Raw genomic sequence first — 16,567 nt, 5'->3', positions numbered from 1 at the left:
CGTCGCCGGCGACGACCAGCCCGATCGAGGGCACGTGCAGGGCGCTGGTGCCGTCGGTGTCGGTGTGCCCGAGCTCGATCGCCCGCAGCGTGTGCAAGGCGCAGCGCGCGCACCGAGACCGACGCGGACAGGTCGGTGGTGGGCAGGCCCAGGGTGCCGTAGATCCGGCGGGCCCAGCCCGGTTGCAGCGAGAACGCGGTGCAGGCCAGCCCGGTGTAGACCAGCCGGGCCGGGGTCAGTCCGAGATGCCACGGCAGCGGCGGCGCCATCAGGAAGAACAGGGTGTCCAGGGCTTCGCGGGTCAGGGCCAGCTCCGGGCGCATCCGCCGGTAGTAGGCGTCGACCTCGGCCGCGGTGCCCGGCACGGACGCCGGGTCCAGCCCGACGAGTCGCGCCGCCCGGCGCTGCTCGGTGTAGTAGCCGTCGACGTCGGCGTCGCTCAGGTCCAGGCCCGCCCGGCGGGCGGTGCTCACGAACGACTCGACCTCGGTGACGTGCACCCAGCGCAGCAGCTCGGGCTCGTCGATGCGGTAGGTCCGGCCCTCGCGGTCGACGGCACGCATGCGTGCGTGCACGCCCCGGATCCGGCGTCCGGCGGCGCGGGCCTGCGCGGTGGTGCCGAACATGACGGTGCCGACATAGTCCGCGGTGCGCATCAGCCGACCCCACGGCTCGACCTTGTAGCTGGAGTTCTGCACCACCCCGGCGATCGCCCGCGGATGCAGGGCCTGCAGGAACAGCGAGCGCACCCCGGCGACCCAGAGCACCGGCTCGCCGTGCACCCGCCAGGTCACCGACCCGGGGCCGAACAGTCCGAGGTCGCCCGCATCGTCCATGCGTCCCAGCGTGCCACGCCCGGCGGCGCGGCGCTTCCAAGATCACTCGACTTGCCCGGCACCTGTGCGAAAGTGCGCTCAAGATACGCACAACTGCCGGGCAAGTTCGATGATCACGTACTAGCTGATCTTGGCGTTGACGTGGATGGCGATGGCGTCGTGGGCGGCGACGTTGGCGGCGAACCAGCCGCCGGCGTCGACCGTGATCACCGGGCCGGTGCAGGCGCTGCCGCTCTTCTCACCGTGGATCACGTCGCAGTAGCGGCCTGCGGGCAGGTTGGTCTGGTACGACCGCCCGTTGACCGCGCCGTCCTCGTCGTTGATCGTGATGTACCCCTTGCCGTTGCGCCCGAACGCGATGTGGTTGTTCCCGTTGTCGTACCAGTTCACGACGGTGGTGCCCAGGACCGCGTTGTGGAAGCCGACCATGTTCGCGACGACCTGCCAGCGGTGCTCGCACCGCCAGCCGCCCGAGAAGCAGGTGCTGTTGTTGGTCTTGCCGTTGGCGTCCGACGGCGGCCCCTGGTCCTTGTTGCTGAACTCGTAGCTGCTCATCACCGTCGGCGAACCGTAGGGCCAGGCCAGCATGAACGCGTTGGCCAGCGCGTAGATGCCGTTGTCCTTGTAGGTCAGGATGTCGCCGCCCTCACGCTGGGTGTCGTGGTTGTCGACGAACACGGCGGCCTTGCCCGTGGTGATGTGCCCCCACGGCTCGCCGAAGTTCTTCAGATAGCTCAGCTTCTCGTGCCGGAACACCCGGCCCAGGTCCTTGCCGTAGCGGAACTCGTGCACGTCGCCGTTGCCGGTGTACTCCGTCGGCTGCACCGGCTCGCCCGCCCCGTAGATGACCTCCTGCACGTGGTAGACCGAGCGGCTCAGCTTGCCCTTGATCGCGGCGATGTCGGCCGCGGGCATGTGCTTGCTGGCGTCCCAGCGGAACCCGTCGACACCCAGGGTCAGCAGGTCGTTGAGGTAGCCCGCGAGCTTGGTGCGCACGTAGTCGCTCTCGGTCTTGAGGTCGGCGAGGTTGACCAGCTCGCAGTTCTGCACCTCGTAGCGGTCGCCGTAGTTGACGATGTCGTCGTTGCCGTTGCGGCCGCAGTGGTGGAAGTCCTGCGTCTGGTAGATGCCCGGATAGGTGTACGACGTGTAGGTCGAGCCGGCCCAGCCGGTCCCCGAACCCACGCCGGTCGTGTGGTTGACCACCGCGTCGACGATGACCTTCACACCCGCGTTGTGGCAGGTGGTGACCATCGACTGGAACTGGGCACGGGTGCCCTTGCGGGACTCGACCCGGTAGCTGACCGGCTGGTACGCGACCCACCACTGCTGGCCGCGCACGTGCTCCTGGGGCGGGGAGACCTGCACGTAGCCGTAGCCGCGTGGGCCGAGGAAGTTGGTGCACTCGGCCGCGACCGAGGGCCAGTTCCACTCGAAGAGCTGGACGATGACGTCCTTGCTGCCCGAGGGGGCCGCGGCCGCGGGAGCGGCGGCCGGGATCGGCAGCGCGGCGGCGAGGACCGCCGCCAGCACCAGGGGGAGAAGTCTGCGTCGTTGCATGAGGACACTCCGGACGTACGAGGGGACGGATCGTCGCGCAGCGGTACAGGGGTACGCGGATGAAACCGCATTGAAACCTTGCGGCAATATTCACAAGAAGTTTCAACGAAGTCAACGAATCCGAAGCAGATCGGCACGACGGCCGCTACGCAAGATCTTTCCGGAGCGGCCTCTCAGCCGAGCAGGCGGGCGGCGGACTCCAGGTATTCGCGGCCCTCCTCGGGAGCGCCGTGCCGGATCATGTAGAGCCCCGACGACACGCGCTCGGTGAAGCCCCACTCCCAGATCGCCTGCTCGTCCACGCCGGTGGCCGCGGCCAGCCGCGCGCAGTAGCCCCGCACCAGCCCGACCGGGTCCGCGGCCGCCGACACCTCATCCGTCCAGCCGCGCACCGCGACGCCCAGGTCGTACGCCGGGTCGCAGAGGAAGCCATCCGGGTCGATGAAGACGTAGCCCGACTCCGCCCCGGGGCGGGGCGACAGCACCGCGAGCGCGTTGTCCGGGTGCGGGTCCCCGTGGCAGACCACGCTGCCGTCCAGGTCGAACGCGGCCGCGCGGCGGTGGGCGTAGCCGACGGCCCGGTCGACCACCCCGGCCGGGCAGGGCCGTCCGGTCTCCGGCCACAACTCGATGATCAGCTCGGCTAGAGTGCTGGCCTTGTCCGTGCCGGGCGGCACGGTCGCGTCCGGCGGGCGGGGCACCAGCCAGGCCTGCCGCAGGGTCGCGGCCAGCACGTCGAGCGTGTGCTCGGGCGAGGGCGCGGTGGTGCCCAGCGCCGGACCGAGCGGTTCCAGCAGCGAGGCGTCCCGGGCGGGGTCGTGGGCGTACAGCCGGACGTACCCGTGCCCGTCCGCGGCCGCGATGGTGCGCACCTGCCCGGCGAAGCCGTCCCCCGGCGGCGCGAGCCGCAGCACCGCCGCCGTGCCATCACTCCGGCGCACCTTCAGCACCAGCGCGGCTGAGCCGCCGTCGAGCGCCTCTCCGGGCGTCAGCTCCCAGACCCCGCACACGTACGCGAGCCGCTCGGGCAGCGCAGCCAGCCACTCGCGGCCCGGCGTGCCCTTGCTCAGCGCGGTGCGCCGCATCCGGTCGGGAAACTCGATCACCGCCCCACCATCCCACCCCTCCCACCTCCCCAACCACCGGATTTCGCCTGCACCGCCCGGAGCGGCGTGAGGAAGGGCACCTTCCACAACGCATGGCGATGTACCGAGCTGCCGCTCGTCTCGCTGACGCGAGCCGACGACACCCTTCCTTCGCTCGGGGCGGGGCGCGGGTGGTGGGCGCGGTCGCGGGTTAGGCTCGGCCATGCTTGCTCGTGTCTGGGGAATGGCCAGATCACTCGCGATGTACCACGGCATCCCGGGGCGCCACCGGCGCATGCGCCGGTTCTACGGGCAATTCCTCGGGCCGGGTGATCTCGCGTTCGACGTCGGCGCGCACGTCGGGAGCCGGGTGCGGCCGTGGCGGCGGCTCGGGGCGCGGGTGCTGGCGATCGAGCCGCAGCCCGACTGCCTGCGGGTGCTGCGCCTGTTCTTCGGCCGCGACGAGGGTGTGACCATCCTGCCGACCGCCGTCGGGGCGCGGGCCGGCACGGCGTCGCTCGCGCTGTCGTCGGCGACGCCGACGGTGTCCTCGCTGTCGCACGAGTGGATCGAGTCGGTGACCGCGGCCGACGAGCGTTTCGCCGAGGTGCGCTGGGACCGGTCGGTCGAGGTCGACGTGGTCACCCTGGACGATCTCATCGCGACCCACGGCGAGCCGGCCTTCTGCAAGATCGACGTCGAGGGCTTCGAGGCCGACGTGCTGCGCGGGCTGTCCCGGCCGCTGCGCGCCCTGTCCTTCGAATACCTGCCGTTCGCCCACGAGGCCGCCCTCACCACGCTGGACCTGGTGGAACGGCTCGGCGCGTACGAGTACAACTACGCGCCCGTGGAGACCATGCGCTTCGCGAGCGAGCAGTGGCTGGACGCGGCCGGCCTGGTGCGGCTACTTGACGAGCGCTTCCGCGCCCTCGGGCGTTCCGGCGACGTCTACGCCCGCACCCGGTAGGCAACCCCGTCCCTGTCGGCGGGTGTCAGGCCCGGTCGCCCCGAGCGGCGGCGACCGCGCGCGCCCGAGCCGGGGCCGGAGCCCGGTCAGGCCGAACGGGCGCGGCCGCGCGCCGCCGCCACAGGTAGACCACGTCCCGGCCGAACGACTCGGTGAGCAGCGCCAGTGCACCCGCCAGCGCGACGAGCGCCACCGGCCGGGGCAGCACATCCGCCGCGGCGGTCACCAGCACGATGCCCTGGATCGCGGCCACCACCTTGCGCCAGTACCGCGGGAACAGCTGCCCGCGCAGCCAGGGCAGCACCCAGGTGGCCACGACCCAGACGTAGCGCATCGCGCCGATCGCCGCCACCCACCACCCCGCCGCCGGTGCGACGTAGCAGCTCAGCACCAGGATGAGGAACGCGTCGACCTCCATGTCGAACCGCGCGCCGAACGCCGTCGCGGTGCCGGTGCGCCGGGCGACCTTGCCGTCGACCGCGTCGAGCACCAGCGCCACGACCGTGATCGCGACCAGCACCGGCACCCGGATGCCACCGGCGAACGAGGCCGCGGTCAATGCGGTGACACCTCCCGCGAGCGCCGCGCGGGTCAGCGTGACCAGGTCCGCGGGTCCGAACGCGACCAGCCCGGCGGTGTGCATCGCCCGGGTCAGCAGCACGCACAGCCCCACGGCGTAGCCGATTCCCGCCGCCCACCCGGCGTGTCCGAGGCCGACCGCCGCGGACAGCAGCGCGAGCATGGCGAACTGGACGAACAGCCCGATCACGGGGCCCGGTCTTACCGGCGGCACCGTACCTCCGTTAGGTTCGACCTTGATCCGAGGAGAGGAAGCCGATGGCATCCTACGCGCGCGCCTTCTGGACCGCCGCGCCCGGCGCGGGCGAGATCCGTCCCGTGGCGCTGCCCGATCCCGGGCCCGGAGAGGTGCTGGTGCGCACCCTCCACTCCGGTCTGAGCAGGGGCACCGAGACGCTGGTGTTCCGCGGCGAGGTGCCGCCGAGCCAGTACGCCGTGATGCGCGCCCCGTTCCAGGAGGGCGACTTCCCCGGGCCGGTGAAGTACGGCTACCTCAACGTCGGCGTCGTCGAACAGGGCCCGCCCGAACTGCTCGGGCGCACCGTCTTCTGCCTGTACCCGCACCAGACCCGCTACGTGGTGCCCGCCGGCGCGGTGGTGCCGGTGCCCGACGGCGTGCCCGCGCGCCGGGCCGTGCTCGCGGGCACCGTGGAGACCGCCGTCAACGCCCTGTGGGACGGCCCGCCGCTGGTCGGCGACCGGATCGCGGTGCTCGGCGCGGGCATGGTCGGCTGCTGCGTCGCGGCCCTGCTGGCCCGCTTCCCCGGGGTGTCGGTGCAACTGGTGGACACGAACCCGGCGCGGGCCGCGGTCGCGGCGGCGCTCGGCGTCGCGTTCACCCCGCCCGAGACCGCCCAGGCCGGCAACGACCTGGTCTTCCACGCCTCCGCCAGCGGCGCGGGACTCCAGCGCGCCCTCGACCTGCTGGCCCCGGAAGGCACCGTCGTCGAGCTGAGCTGGTACGGCGACCGCGAGATCGGCCTGGCGCTGGGCGGGGCCTTCCACTCCGGACGGCTGACCATCCGCGGCAGCCAGGTCGGCACGGTCTCCCCGGCCCGCGCCGCGCGGCGCTCCTTCGCCGACCGGCTCGCCATCGCCCTGGACCTGCTGCGCGACCCGGCCTTCGACGCGCTGCTGTCCGGCGAGTCGGCGTTCGACCGGCTGCCCGACGTGCTGGCCGGCCTCGCCGACGGCTCGCTGCCCGCCCTGTGCCACACCATCAGCTACGACGGAGAGTGAACCCCATGTTCAGCGTGACGGTCCGCGACCACATGATGATCGCCCACAGCTTCCGGGGCGAGGTCTTCGGCCCGGCCCAGCGCCTGCACGGCGCGACGTTCGTCGTCGACGCGACGTTCAAGCGCGCCGAGCTGGACCCCGACGACATCGTGGTCGACATCGCCGCCGCGTCGCAGGAGCTCAACGCCGTCGTCGGCGCGCTGAACCTGCGCAACCTCGACGACGACCCCGCGTTCGCGGGCGTCAACACCACGACCGAGAAGCTCGCCCAGGTCATCGCCGACCGGCTGGCCGCCCGGGTGCACGCGGGAGCGTTCGGCGACAACGCCCGCGGCCTGGCCGGCATCACGGTGACCCTGCACGAGTCGCACATCGCCTGGGCCTCCTACGAGCGCCCCCTGTGAGCACCCGCCGCGCCGTTCCGTCGGGCCGAGTCCGGATCTTGTGCACTTCGTGCTGCCGGAGCGACACGAAGTGCACAAGATCCGAGAGGAACACCCGGCGGGTCGGCGCGTGAGCACCGTGCACGTCGTACTCCCCGGCGGTGTCGACGATCCCGCCCTCCCCAGCGGGGGCAATGCCTACGACCGGCGTGTCTGCCACGAGCTGGCCGCGGCAGGTTGGACGGTGCGCGAACACCCGGTCGCGGGCGGGTGGCCGCATCCGGCCACGCCAGACCTTTCCCGGTTGGCCGGGGTACTCGCGTCGCTGCCCGGTGACGCGGTGGTGCTGCTCGACGGTCTGGTCGCCGTCGCCGCGCCGGACGTGCTCGCCGCGTGCGCGCCCCGGCTGCGGCTCGTCGTGCTCGCCCACATGCTGTTCGGCGACACCGACGCGGGCCTGCGGCCCGACGAGGCCAGGGTGCTGCGGGGCGCGGCCGCCGTCGTCACCACCAGCCGGTGGTGCCGCGACCGGGCCATCGAGGCGTACGCGCTGCCGCCCGCCGAAGTCCACGCCGCCCCGCCCGGCGTGGACCCCGCACCGCTCGCCCCCGGCTCAGCCGCTGGAACCCGGCTGCTCTGCGTCGCCGCGCTCGCCCCGCACAAAGGCCACCACCTGCTTCTCGACGCCTTGGCCACGCTCCCCGAGCTACCCTGGAGCTGCGTGTTCGTCGGCTCGCCCGACCGCGACCCGGCTTACGCGGCACGGCTGCGGGAACATCCGGTCGCCGGCCGGGTCACCTTCGCGGGCGTGCGCACGGGCGAGGACCTGGCCGCAATGTACGCGGCCGCGGATCTGCTCGTGCTGCCCTCGCGCGGGGAGAGCTATGGCATGGTCGTCACCGAAGCACTGGCCCGGGGCATCCCGGCGCTGGTCAGCGATGTCCAGGGACTGCCCGAGGCGCTCGGCGCGGCCCCGGACGGCAGCCTCCCCGGCCTGCTGGTCCCGCCCGACAGCGCTGCTTTCGCCACGGCCCTGCGCCGCTGGCTCACCGACGCGGACCTGCGCGACCGGCTCCGGCGGGCGGCCCGCGCCCGGCGCGCCGAACTCACCGGCTGGCCCCGCACCGCGGAGCGGATCGGCACGGTCCTCCGCCGGGTGGAAGCGCACGGTCCACTGGCCCGATGACGGCGCTGTGTGTATAAATCCACAGACACGCGGGGACGGTACCTCTAGGAAGGATGAAGTGTCTGAACAGGAGAGCGTGTTGCACCGTGCCGTGACAGAGGTCCCCCCGCCGCCCGCGGGCCGTGTCGGGGCCTGGGTGCGCGCGATCGCGGGCCTGCTCATCCTCGCGCTGCTGGTGTGGCAGGTCGGCACCGGACCGTTCCTCGACGGCGTACGCCTGGTCGACCGGCCGGCGCTGCTGGCCGCGCTCGGGCTCGGCGCGCTGAGCACGGTGGCCTGCGCCTGGCGGTGGAGCCTGGTCGCCGAGGGCCTCGGCGTGCGGCTGCCGTTGGGACAGGCCGTCAAGGCGTACTACCGCTCGCTGTTCCTCAACACGACGCTGCCCGGCGGTGTGGTCGGCGACGTGCACCGCGCGATGCGGCACGGCCTGGACATCAGCGACGTGCGACTCGCGGTGCGGGCCGTGGTGCTGGAGCGCACCATCGGGCTGACCGTGCAGATCGCCGCCTCACTGCTGTTGCTGCTGGTGCTGCCGTCCCCGGTGCGGGACCGCATGCCGCTGATCGTCGCGGCCGTCGCGGCGACCGCGCTGGCCGTCGGGCTGGCGCTGCGGGCCCTGGCCCGAGGCCGGTCGGCCCGCTGGGCGGCGGCGCTGCGCACCGCGTACACCGATGTCCGGGAGGTCCTGGTCACCCGCCGCCGCTGGCTCGGCATCGGCCTGGCCTCCGCGGTCGTCGTGACCGGACAGCTCGTCATGTTCGTGATCGCGGCCCGCACCGCGGGCGCGCACGCGCCGGTGACGCTGCTGGTGCCGCTGACCCAGCTCGCCCTGCTGGCCATGGCGGTGCCGCTGAACGTCGCCGGCTGGGGCCCCCGCGAAGGCGTCGCCGCCTGGGCGTTCGCCGCCGCCGGGATGACCTCCACGCAGGGCGTCGCCGCCGCCGTCACCTACGGCGTGCTCGGCCTGGTCGCCGCGCTGCCCGGGGCCGCCGTCCTGCTGGCACGCACCAAACCTCGGAGTGGACAGCATGCGTGAGCGCCCGTACGTCCTGCTCAGTTGCAGCATGTCGATCGACGGCTACCTCGACGGCGCGACCGACGAGCGGCTGCTGCTGTCGAACGCGGCCGACTTCGACCGTGTCGACGCCGTCCGCGCCTCCTGCGACGCGATCCTCGTCGGCGCGCGTACGGTGCGCCGGGACAACCCGCGCCTGATGGTGCGCACGCAGTCCCGCCGCGACGCCCGGGTCGCCCGCGGCGTGCCGGAGTGCCCGATCAAGGTCACCGTCACCGAGAAGGCCAAACTCGACCCCGGGGCCGCCTTCTTCACCGCCGGCGACGCCGAGAAGATCGTGTACTGCGCCAGCCCGCGCGTCGACCACGCCCGCACCATGCTCGGCGACGTGGCCACCGTGGTCGACGGCGGCATGCCCGTGGACCTGCGCCAGGTCACCGAAGACCTGTACGAGCGCGGCGTCGAGCGGCTCATGGTCGAGGGCGGCGGCACCATCCACACCCAGTTCCTCACCGCCGACCTCGCCGACGAGCTGCACCTGGTGGTGGCCCCGTTCTTCGTCGGCGACTCCCGGGCCAGCCGCTTCGTCAACGACGGCGACTTCCCGTTCCACCCCGGGCGGCGCGCGAAACTCGCCGACGTCCAGCAGATCGGGGACGTGGTGCTGCTGCGGTACGCGCTGTCACCCCGCTTCGACAGCGCCGAGCAGGGCCGGTGACCGGCATGCTGCCGCTGGCGACGGTGCGCACCCAGGTCCAGGTGCCGCTGCGGTTCCCCGACGGATACACGACCACGGCCCGGGTCGTCACCTTCACCGGCCTCGTCGACGGCCGCGAACACCTCGCGCTCGGCCTCGGCGACCACGCCACGACGCTGCGCCGCGACGCCGACGACCTGCCCGTGCCGCTGGTCCGCCCGCACAGCGAGTGCCTGACCGGCGACGTGTTCGGCAGCCAGCGCTGCGACTGCGGCCCGCAGCTGCGCGAGGCCGCCGAACGCATCACCGTCGCCGGCGGCTACCTGCTCTACCTGCGTCAGGAGGGCCGGGGCATCGGCCTGTACGCCAAGATGGAGGCGTACGCGCTGCAGGACACCGGCCTGGACACCTACGAGGCGAACCTCGCCCTCGGCCACGACGAGGACGCCCGCGACTACACCGTCGCCGCGCAGATGCTCCGTGCCCTCGACGTGACCCGGGTCGCGCTGCTGTCCAACAATCCCGACAAGGCCGAGCAGCTCACCCGGCTCGGCGTCGCGGTGACCGAGCGCGTCCCGACCGAGGTGCACCTCTCCCCCGCCAACGCCGGCTACCTGGCCACGAAGGCCCGCCACGCCGCCCACACCCTCCAACTCCGCCCGACGCGCTGACGCCCGCTCGCCTGTCGGCGTGCAGTTTCCAGGAAAGTGCGGCGATGGGCGGCCGCCAAGGCGCAGTTTCCCGGAAACCGCACGCCGGGACGACGGGATCGGGTGGGATCGGCCGTTCGGGCCGATGTGCGTGTGGGCTGAAACGTGAGTCGGTTTGCTGATAGCGCGCCGATCCGCGATCCGCTCCACTACAGATCATGCTGCGTCGTGCCTGTCTCGCCCTGCTCCCCGTGCTCACCGTCGCCGTCCTCGCCGGCTGCGGCGACGACGACCCCGCCCCGACCACGCCCGCGCCGAGCGCGCAGACCAGCGTGTCCGCGGAGGCCTCCCCCAGCGCGGAGACGAGCCCGGCAGCGTCGCCGTCGCCCTCCCCCGCGATCAACTTCACGGTCGACGGCGCGGGCCCCTACACGATCGGCGCGAACCTGGAGGCGCTGAAGGCGGGCGGAGTCCTCGACAAGGTCGCCACCGGCGCCGAGACCTGCCCGGTGAACACGACCGCGAGCGGCACCGGCGTCTGGAAGGACATCCAGCTCCAGTTCCGGCCCGACGGCGTGCTGTACCTGGTGGTCAACCGGTCCAAGACCATCCCGACGCCGTCCGGCGCCCGCCTGGGCATGACGCTGGCCGCCGTCTCGTCGATCTACGGCAACCTCGGCAAGGAACTCAACGGCGGCGCGGCGTACCTGGTCACCACGACGTCCGGGCGGGGCATCCTGTTCGACCTCGACCAGAACAAGAAGGTCTTCGCCATGATCGCCGGTGACGCCGCCTACCTGAAGTCCAGCTACGAGGGCGGCACCGACTTCTGCTGATCTCGCCGTCCGCGCCGGGCACCAGGCGAAGGCAGGGTGCCCGGCGTCAACCAGCCCACTCGGTATGCAGCAGGTCAGCCGCTTCCTGCACCGTGGTCGCGAACTCGTCCGGCGGAATCCTGGCGGTGAAAACTTTGCCTAGGTCCTCGGGAGACGGGTGCGTCGCCCGCCAGAACGCGAAGACGATCACCAGGTCATCGTCCAGGTAGGCGTACTTGGACACGTTGTCGAGGATCTCGCTCCACACCATGAACCAGTAGCGTTCCCGGAACTCTGTCTCGTCTGCCTGCAATCGCCGAAAGATCTCTTCCGGCGGGCGGCCTGTGACGGGGCAGGGCGGGATCTCACGCCGCCGCACCAGCTCTGCCGTCAACCGCATCTGATGGCAGATGGACGGGACGAAGGCCGTGTCGTCGTCGGTCGTCAGCCGTTTGCCCCCGGCCCAGAGGTCGACGATGCGCAGGTCCCGAGACCAGACCTCGCCGACCTCGACGGCGAAGGTGCTCCGATTCCCGAATCGTCGTGTCATCAGGCCGGCAGGCTAGCAACCGACAGTGCCCGGCGACTCGGCCAGGCACCCTGCCTACAAGTCGGTAGTCTCGCTAAGCCTGAAGGGCGGCGCGGATTCGGCCAGTGGGTGAGCTATGCCGCCGGGATGAGCCGCGTACGCGTGCCCGTCCTGGACGTAGAGGTCCAGCCAGGGGTGCAGCGATTGCTCCTCGCGCGCGAACCCGATCCAGCCCTGCGTCGCCGACCGGGGGGCCAGCCACGCGGGCACGGTCTGGATCACGTCATACAACTCGTCGTCGCGGACCATCAACCTGACGAACAGCCCGAGCGAAGCGGGCCGGCTCGAATACGGCTGCTGGAGGACCAGGGACCGGGCACCACCGCCGGGCAGGACGTCGTCCGAGTCCCCGACCAGGCACGGCCAGCCGTACTCGAGTTCGGGGTCTTCGGGCAGTTCTTCAGCCAGCCCGAGGTGGAAGCGAAGCTCGGCGAGAAAGCGTTCGGACACGTCCGCGCGCAGGCGCAGCGAGAGCGTCCATTCGTAGTGCAGGCTCAACTACGGCTACTCCGCCCGGGCACCGCGCAGCACGCGGCGCGTCAGTTCATGCTCCCTCAGCTCCCGGATGATCGCCTCGCCCACACCGAACACCACCGCCCAGGTGAGCACGGCAAGGCTGATGGCCAGCAGGTAGACGCGTCCATGCTGGATATCGATCTCAGTGGTGACCCGGTTGCTGAAGCTGGCCAGCAGCAGCACAAGACCGGCGATGCCGAGCCAGACGGCGATCTTCCCCAGCGGCGACTTCAAGGGCTTCATGAGAACGGCACGCTAGCAGGCACCCGCCAGGGCGATTCCGTCCCGGCGGATCGAGCCTCTGACCGATCTTGTTGGTTAGGGGCGTCCGCTGCTGTCGGGGTACCGAACCCCGGCGAGGTATCCGGGAGGAAGCCTCGTGTTGTTGCCGAGCAAATCGGGGGATTCGCCAGGCCCTGTCCAGCACACAGAACCTAGCCCCGGACGAAGTGCAGGCCCGAGCGCTGCACGAAGATCGAGCGCCGCTCGACCGCGTCCCCGGCCGCGTTCATTTGGTAGCCGTCGAGCCACACCCAGCCGTCGTACGTCGCCCAGTCGTGCACGCGGATCAGTCGGAACATCATCGACTGCTCGAACTGGACACTCGCCTCGCGCGTGGTGTGCAGCAGATCGCCCGGCTGGAGGCCCGCGAGGGCGGGGCGCGACTTCAGGCCGCCCGCAGTTGGTCCCGCCACGTCGCCCCCTCGGCCTGCTCGCCGCGCTGCGGGTGCTGCCTGTGCACGTAGACCCGGACGCCGTAACCGGCTCGCTCCTGCCCGAACACCCACCATGCCGACGGCCGCAGACTGACGCACGCGTCGACCCGAGTGACGGTCACCAGCACGGGCGGGCGGTCGACCAGGTAGTGCGGGACCTGCAGCACGTCGCCGATCTGCGGCTCGGGATGGTCGGCGGGAAGCTCGTACGTCATATGTTCGGTCACGTCGGCCTTCTCCACTGGATCGGTGCGATGCGCCCGGCTGCGGCGAGCTCGGCGTACGCATCCCGCCACGGCATGCACCGCCACTGGTGGCACCGCCGGCAGGGTCCGGTAGCAGCCGCAGCGTGCTCGTTGAGCTGCCGGTGCAGGCGCGCGGCGGCCGCGTCACTGATCGGCAGGAGCGCGGTCAGGGTGCTCACGGGCGCGCCCCCGGCTCGGTCGCGAGGTGGTCCGCGTACGAGGCGATGTCGGCCCGGCGGTCGGCACGGCATCCCTCGCCGGCGCGGTGGCGCAACGGCAGTGTGCCGCCGCAGTCCTGGCACCAGTGCGCCGCCCGCCTGCTCGAACTTGAACCAAGGCACTACGTGGGAGCTGGGGCTGGCGACCTGCAACAAGCGTCATGGTGCTTCAATACCCCCCATGAACCCAGGCCGCGTCGTATGGACTGCCATCCGGGTGAGCGGTTGGGTATGTTGGCTTGCTGCGAGCACCGTGCTCATCTGGCGCTGGATGGACATGCCCACGGCGTCGCTTATCGCCTCATCGATGTTGCTGCTGCCATCGGTCTTGGAGAAGGCAGGCGTCAAGCGTCTGCTGGTCGGCGATAGCGAGGGTGATGAACCGGGCGAGCCGACCTGATCCTCATTCACGCAAGCGAGGGCCGCCGCTGTACAGCAACAACGTACAGCAACGCCGCTGGCCCCACTCAACCGTGTTCGACCGCCAACGGGCCATGGACCTTGTCACAACCCGCTGCCGACCTCGCCCCCGGTAATCGTGTGGCAGTATGCGAAACCGCGCCGGTGGGACCAGCCGGGGCGTGAAAGCTCGGCTGCGGAGCGTCCGGCTCAGCTGGCGACGGCGTTGTCCACGAAGTAGTCGGCGTCGGTACGACTACGCGTCTGTTGCTTGGAGGATTCTCTGCTGCTTGAGCTGCGGGATCATCTTCGCCGCAGTCTCGAAGTCGGCGTCTTCATGTAGCACAGTCAGTTTCAGCCGGATGGCGGTCGCCGCGACCAAGTGATCGGCGACGGACAGTCCTTGATGAACGCTCTTCGTTGCCAGCTCACGCCTGGCTGAGGTGATGATGTCCCAGGCGTCGTCTGGAACGGGCACCCACGGGTATGCCTCACGGAGGGCGTCTTCTACACGGGTGTATGCCTTGGCGTCGGCGATCGTGAGGGTTTCGACCAGTACCGGGTCGCAGATGGCAACGAGCCCGCGGGTAACCTGCTCGTGCCAGTGGCCATCGACCTGGCGGCGCACGATGCGCACGAGGGCGCTCGTATCAACCAGGTACTTCACTGGTCCAGCTCGTCGAGCTTGTCGAAGTCGAAGCCGCCGTCATCGGCTATCCGCTGTAGCTCGGCCAGCGCACGCTCCCGCCGCGCTCTGATCTCATCGACAGCGAACCGCAGGGCACTGTTGACGGTATCTTTCTTGGTACTGGTGCCGAGCGCGGTGGTGGCCTCGCTCAGCAGGTCTTCGTCAACATCCAACAGCGTCTTGGCCATACATCCACCCTTCAGCGAGATATCCCATGCTAGTTCGGATATCCTTCCGGCGGCAAGCCGGGCACGGCGCGTCGCCTCAGGTGCCAGGCTTACACGGTCGTCGCTCGAATCGGGTGGCACCGGGCTTACCGCCGAAATCGCTCGATCAAGCGGTGCGTCTGGCCGGCCGCACCGGTAACGGATCACCCGCGACGGCCGGAACCGTTTTCGCATTCTGCCGCGCCCGCCCCACCACCGCACCACGTCAAAGGCCCTCCCCGGTTCGCCGGAAGGGCCTTTTGATCTTCGGGACAGCAGCGAAGTACAGCAACGCCCTCGGTGCAGCGCGGTCATGTAGACGCGTGCAACCTCCGGTGCCGTTTCACCCGATCGTTGATGATCTTCGCGATCTCATCGTTCCGGCTGCGACAACGTGTCTTGAACCAGATTGGCAGTCCAGCCGCGGCGGGCGAAATCATTCTGTCGTTCGTCGCCGACAGCCACAGGCCGAGGTCACCAGTCGTTGCTTCGACCACCTCGCCCAGCGGCAACTGGTAACGCCGGAAGAGGTTCTGCACGATCACCTCTTCGTCCGTCAGCGTGATCGACCGCCGCACCAAAGACATCGCCCAGAGCGTGAGGCCGGATCCGAACATCAGGAACTCGATCAGCCGGAACAGGTTGGGATCTGCGCTGATGTGCCATGAGGCGGCGTAGAGATAGAAGCCGCCAGCGGGCAGTATCGCGAAGATCGCGACGATCCTGGCCAGCAGCGATGGCCGCCACGTATGCATCACCGCGCGATCGTACTGATCACTAGCCAGCCCTGCGTGCTCCACGGCTACTCGTCCAGACTCTCACCGAGCTGGCGGAGCGCATCCCTCGTCGCCTCATCGGTGACCTCCGTGTAGACCTCCAGCGTGATCGACACCTGGGCATGTCGCAGGATGCGCTGAGCGACCCGAGGATGCACGTTGAGGTCACGGAGAAGGGTCGCGCAGGTACGGCGAGCGTCGTGAACGGTGATCCGCCGGGCGCCGGCACTGTAGACCTGGCGGTCCCAGAACCGGTTGAAGTTGCGCGGCTCAACGGGCATCCCGGTCATCGTGGTGAACAGCAGGTCGTCCGGGCCGACCGGCGCGCCCTCTGCCTTCAGCGCGTCCCGATGCCAAGTTAAGGCACTCACGCAGATCCCAGGCAGCGGCAGCGAGGCATCCGAGGTCTCGGTCTTCGACTCGCGGCGCAGCAGCCTCGTGCCCACCCGCTGGAGCTGGGAGTTCGCCACAAGCTCCGCCTTGTCAAGGCGGCACTGAAGCGCCGCGCCGGGTCCGGGCACTGGGCCTCGGCGCTCTGTCTCCGGCCGCGCCAGGCCCGCGCCCGACCCGGCAGCCAGCAGCGAAGCCTTGAGTCGATTGGACAGATCGACATTGCCGAAGGCGAAGAGTTGCCGCAGGTCAGCGCTCTGATCAATGCGTCTGGTGATCGACTGGCCGACGTTGAGGCCATGGCCAGCAACGACGCACGTCAGAGCGTGCCGGAAGTGATCAAGCTGAGGGTGACCGCTCAGCGAAGGTAATTGATCTTTTGTCGACACCTAGGCAAGCAGGTCAACGATCGCCCAAACGTCGACCCAGGCGAAGCCTTCATGATCTCCGGCCGTGGTCAAGGTCGTTCAGTCGTGGAGTGCTCCACCCTTGACCACGGCCGGAGATCATGACCACGGGGTGCGGGCCGACGACAGACGGGGAGGCAGGTGGAAACACGATCTTGCGTGCAACATCCGTGCAACTAGCGACGGAAAATCAGGGTCCACAGCGGTCACCCACAGCGAAAGTCTGCGCGCACCAATGATCACCAGAAACACAGAAGGAGCAGGCGTTATGCCTGCTCCTGAACTGTGGGCGTGGACAGGTTCGAACTGCCGACCCTCCGCTTGTAAGGCGGATGCTCTCCCGCTGAGCTACACGCCCGCTCCGGCCTGCGCCGACACGAACCGGCACATCCTACCTGACCCCCG

22 protein-coding genes and 1 tRNA gene are annotated in these 16,567 nt (G+C 70.4%); 9 read left to right on the top strand and 14 right to left on the bottom strand.

Features of this window, described 5'->3' with window-relative positions; genetic code table 11:
• The 3 genes from AB0B35_RS36140 to AB0B35_RS36130 all read right to left on the bottom strand — a co-directional run.
• Positions 1–836, bottom strand: an 836-nt coding sequence (locus AB0B35_RS36140) for an oxygenase MpaB family protein (RefSeq protein WP_361054608.1), incomplete at its 3' end; no start/stop codon positions are given.
• 120 nt (positions 837–956) lie between these two features.
• The gene (locus AB0B35_RS36135) at positions 957–2,396 is read right to left on the bottom strand and encodes an alpha-amylase family protein (protein ID WP_361054605.1); all 1,440 of its coding nucleotides are present in this window, start codon (positions 2,394–2,396) and stop codon (positions 957–959) included.
• A gap of 173 nt (positions 2,397–2,569) precedes the next feature.
• Positions 2,570–3,502 (bottom strand): aminoglycoside phosphotransferase family protein, encoded by a 933-nt coding sequence (locus AB0B35_RS36130; protein ID WP_361054602.1) that lies wholly within the window; start codon positions 3,500–3,502, stop codon positions 2,570–2,572.
• A gap of 223 nt (positions 3,503–3,725) precedes the next feature.
• Here AB0B35_RS36130 and AB0B35_RS36125 point away from each other — a divergent pair, with 223 nt between their 5' ends.
• Positions 3,726–4,448, top strand: a complete 723-nt coding sequence (locus AB0B35_RS36125) for an FkbM family methyltransferase (protein WP_361054599.1) — start codon at positions 3,726–3,728, stop codon at positions 4,446–4,448.
• 25 nt (positions 4,449–4,473) lie between these two features.
• Here the strand turns inward: AB0B35_RS36125 and AB0B35_RS36120 are convergent, their stop codons facing one another.
• The gene (locus AB0B35_RS36120; protein ID WP_361054596.1) at positions 4,474–5,217 is read right to left on the bottom strand and encodes a CDP-alcohol phosphatidyltransferase family protein; all 744 of its coding nucleotides are present in this window, start codon (positions 5,215–5,217) and stop codon (positions 4,474–4,476) included.
• Between the two features lie 68 nt (positions 5,218–5,285).
• Between AB0B35_RS36120 and AB0B35_RS36115 the strand changes: the two genes are divergently transcribed.
• The 7 genes from AB0B35_RS36115 (at position 5,286) to AB0B35_RS36085 (ending at position 11,033) form a co-directional block, all read left to right on the top strand.
• Positions 5,286–6,266: a dehydrogenase gene (locus AB0B35_RS36115; RefSeq protein ID WP_361054593.1), complete on the top strand. Its 981-nt coding sequence runs from the start codon at positions 5,286–5,288 to the stop codon at positions 6,264–6,266.
• 5 nt (positions 6,267–6,271) lie between these two features.
• Positions 6,272–6,670 carry a 6-carboxytetrahydropterin synthase gene (locus AB0B35_RS36110; RefSeq protein ID WP_361054590.1) on the top strand — a complete coding sequence of 133 codons (399 nt, stop codon included), beginning with the start codon at positions 6,272–6,274 and terminating at the stop codon, positions 6,668–6,670.
• A 109-nt stretch (positions 6,671–6,779) separates the two neighbouring features.
• On the top strand, positions 6,780–7,835 hold the full coding sequence (locus AB0B35_RS36105; RefSeq protein WP_361054587.1) for a glycosyltransferase family 4 protein: 1,056 nt from the start codon (positions 6,780–6,782) through the stop codon (positions 7,833–7,835).
• 91 nt (positions 7,836–7,926) lie between these two features.
• Positions 7,927–8,871, top strand: coding sequence for a lysylphosphatidylglycerol synthase transmembrane domain-containing protein (locus AB0B35_RS36100; protein ID WP_361054584.1), 945 nt, complete (start codon positions 7,927–7,929; stop codon positions 8,869–8,871).
• Positions 8,864–9,568: a dihydrofolate reductase family protein gene (locus tag AB0B35_RS36095; protein WP_361054582.1), complete on the top strand. Its 705-nt coding sequence runs from the start codon at positions 8,864–8,866 to the stop codon at positions 9,566–9,568. The genes AB0B35_RS36100 and AB0B35_RS36095 overlap by 8 nt, the downstream gene beginning before the upstream one ends.
• 5 nt (positions 9,569–9,573) lie before the next feature.
• Positions 9,574–10,218, top strand: coding sequence for a GTP cyclohydrolase II (gene ribA, locus AB0B35_RS36090; protein ID WP_361054616.1), 645 nt, complete (start codon positions 9,574–9,576; stop codon positions 10,216–10,218).
• A gap of 197 nt (positions 10,219–10,415) precedes the next feature.
• A complete protein-coding gene (locus tag AB0B35_RS36085) occupies positions 10,416–11,033 on the top strand; it encodes a hypothetical protein (RefSeq protein WP_361054579.1) in 618 nt (205 codons plus the stop codon).
• A 46-nt stretch (positions 11,034–11,079) separates the two neighbouring features.
• Here the strand turns inward: AB0B35_RS36085 and AB0B35_RS36080 are convergent, their stop codons facing one another.
• The 5 genes from AB0B35_RS36080 to AB0B35_RS36060 form a co-directional block, all read right to left on the bottom strand.
• Positions 11,080–11,562, bottom strand: a complete 483-nt coding sequence (locus AB0B35_RS36080) for a hypothetical protein (protein WP_361054576.1) — start codon at positions 11,560–11,562, stop codon at positions 11,080–11,082.
• Between the two features lie 54 nt (positions 11,563–11,616).
• Positions 11,617–12,099 carry a hypothetical protein gene (locus tag AB0B35_RS36075; RefSeq protein ID WP_361054573.1) on the bottom strand — a complete coding sequence of 161 codons (483 nt, stop codon included), beginning with the start codon at positions 12,097–12,099 and terminating at the stop codon, positions 11,617–11,619.
• A gap of 6 nt (positions 12,100–12,105) precedes the next feature.
• A complete protein-coding gene (locus AB0B35_RS36070) occupies positions 12,106–12,360 on the bottom strand; it encodes a hypothetical protein (protein WP_361054570.1) in 255 nt (84 codons plus the stop codon).
• 191 nt (positions 12,361–12,551) lie between these two features.
• Entirely contained in the window at positions 12,552–12,812 is a 261-nt protein-coding gene (locus AB0B35_RS36065) for a hypothetical protein (RefSeq protein ID WP_361054619.1), read from the bottom strand.
• Positions 12,785–13,060, bottom strand: coding sequence for a hypothetical protein (locus tag AB0B35_RS36060; RefSeq protein ID WP_360537915.1), 276 nt, complete (start codon positions 13,058–13,060; stop codon positions 12,785–12,787). The genes AB0B35_RS36065 and AB0B35_RS36060 overlap by 28 nt, the downstream gene beginning before the upstream one ends.
• Positions 13,061–13,477: 417 nt before the next feature.
• Here AB0B35_RS36060 and AB0B35_RS36055 point away from each other — a divergent pair, with 417 nt between their 5' ends.
• Positions 13,478–13,696 (top strand): hypothetical protein, encoded by a 219-nt coding sequence (locus tag AB0B35_RS36055; protein WP_361054568.1) that lies wholly within the window; start codon positions 13,478–13,480, stop codon positions 13,694–13,696.
• Between the two features lie 255 nt (positions 13,697–13,951).
• Here the strand turns inward: AB0B35_RS36055 and AB0B35_RS36050 are convergent, their stop codons facing one another.
• The 5 genes from AB0B35_RS36050 to AB0B35_RS36030 all read right to left on the bottom strand — a co-directional run bounded on the left by AB0B35_RS36050 (position 13,952) and on the right by AB0B35_RS36030 (position 16,520).
• Positions 13,952–14,362, bottom strand: a complete 411-nt coding sequence (locus AB0B35_RS36050; protein WP_361054564.1) for a PIN domain-containing protein — start codon at positions 14,360–14,362, stop codon at positions 13,952–13,954.
• Positions 14,359–14,571 carry a type II toxin-antitoxin system VapB family antitoxin gene (locus AB0B35_RS36045; RefSeq protein ID WP_361054561.1) on the bottom strand — a complete coding sequence of 71 codons (213 nt, stop codon included), beginning with the start codon at positions 14,569–14,571 and terminating at the stop codon, positions 14,359–14,361. The genes AB0B35_RS36050 and AB0B35_RS36045 overlap by 4 nt, the downstream gene beginning before the upstream one ends.
• A 329-nt stretch (positions 14,572–14,900) precedes the next feature.
• Positions 14,901–15,389: a hypothetical protein gene (locus AB0B35_RS36040; protein WP_361054558.1), complete on the bottom strand. Its 489-nt coding sequence runs from the start codon at positions 15,387–15,389 to the stop codon at positions 14,901–14,903.
• Between the two features lie 2 nt (positions 15,390–15,391).
• Complete coding sequence (locus AB0B35_RS36035) at positions 15,392–16,144, bottom strand: tyrosine-type recombinase/integrase (RefSeq protein WP_361054555.1); 753 nt, start codon at positions 16,142–16,144, stop codon at positions 15,392–15,394.
• Positions 16,145–16,448: 304 nt separating this feature from the next.
• A tRNA-Val gene (locus AB0B35_RS36030) sits at positions 16,449–16,520 on the bottom strand.
• Positions 16,521–16,567: the final 47 nt, after the last annotated feature.

Origin of the sequence: Catellatospora sp. NPDC049133, from assembly GCF_040648455.1 — a bacterium.
GTDB lineage: Bacteria > Actinomycetota > Actinomycetes > Mycobacteriales > Micromonosporaceae > Catellatospora > Catellatospora aurea.
This window is presented reverse-complemented; position numbering and strand designations above follow the sequence as displayed.

What these genes read in the sequence shown, in the direction of transcription:
- AB0B35_RS36125 (WP_361054599.1), top strand. Translation starts at nt 3,726, where the DNA reads ATGGCCAGATCACTCGCGATGTACCACGGCATCCCGGGGCGCCACCGG.
- AB0B35_RS36045 (WP_361054561.1), bottom strand. Translation starts at nt 14,571, where the DNA reads ATGGCCAAGACGCTGTTGGATGTTGACGAAGACCTGCTGAGCGAGGCC.
- ribA (WP_361054616.1), top strand. Translation starts at nt 9,574, where the DNA reads ATGCTGCCGCTGGCGACGGTGCGCACCCAGGTCCAGGTGCCGCTGCGG.
- AB0B35_RS36085 (WP_361054579.1), top strand. Translation starts at nt 10,416, where the DNA reads ATGCTGCGTCGTGCCTGTCTCGCCCTGCTCCCCGTGCTCACCGTCGCC.
- AB0B35_RS36070 (WP_361054570.1), bottom strand. Translation starts at nt 12,360, where the DNA reads ATGAAGCCCTTGAAGTCGCCGCTGGGGAAGATCGCCGTCTGGCTCGGC.
- AB0B35_RS36110 (WP_361054590.1), top strand. Translation starts at nt 6,272, where the DNA reads ATGTTCAGCGTGACGGTCCGCGACCACATGATGATCGCCCACAGCTTC.
- AB0B35_RS36095 (WP_361054582.1), top strand. Translation starts at nt 8,864, where the DNA reads ATGCGTGAGCGCCCGTACGTCCTGCTCAGTTGCAGCATGTCGATCGAC.
- AB0B35_RS36135 (WP_361054605.1), bottom strand. Translation starts at nt 2,396, where the DNA reads ATGCAACGACGCAGACTTCTCCCCCTGGTGCTGGCGGCGGTCCTCGCC.
- AB0B35_RS36115 (WP_361054593.1), top strand. Translation starts at nt 5,286, where the DNA reads ATGGCATCCTACGCGCGCGCCTTCTGGACCGCCGCGCCCGGCGCGGGC.
- AB0B35_RS36055 (WP_361054568.1), top strand. Translation starts at nt 13,478, where the DNA reads ATGAACCCAGGCCGCGTCGTATGGACTGCCATCCGGGTGAGCGGTTGG.
- AB0B35_RS36080 (WP_361054576.1), bottom strand. Translation starts at nt 11,562, where the DNA reads ATGACACGACGATTCGGGAATCGGAGCACCTTCGCCGTCGAGGTCGGC.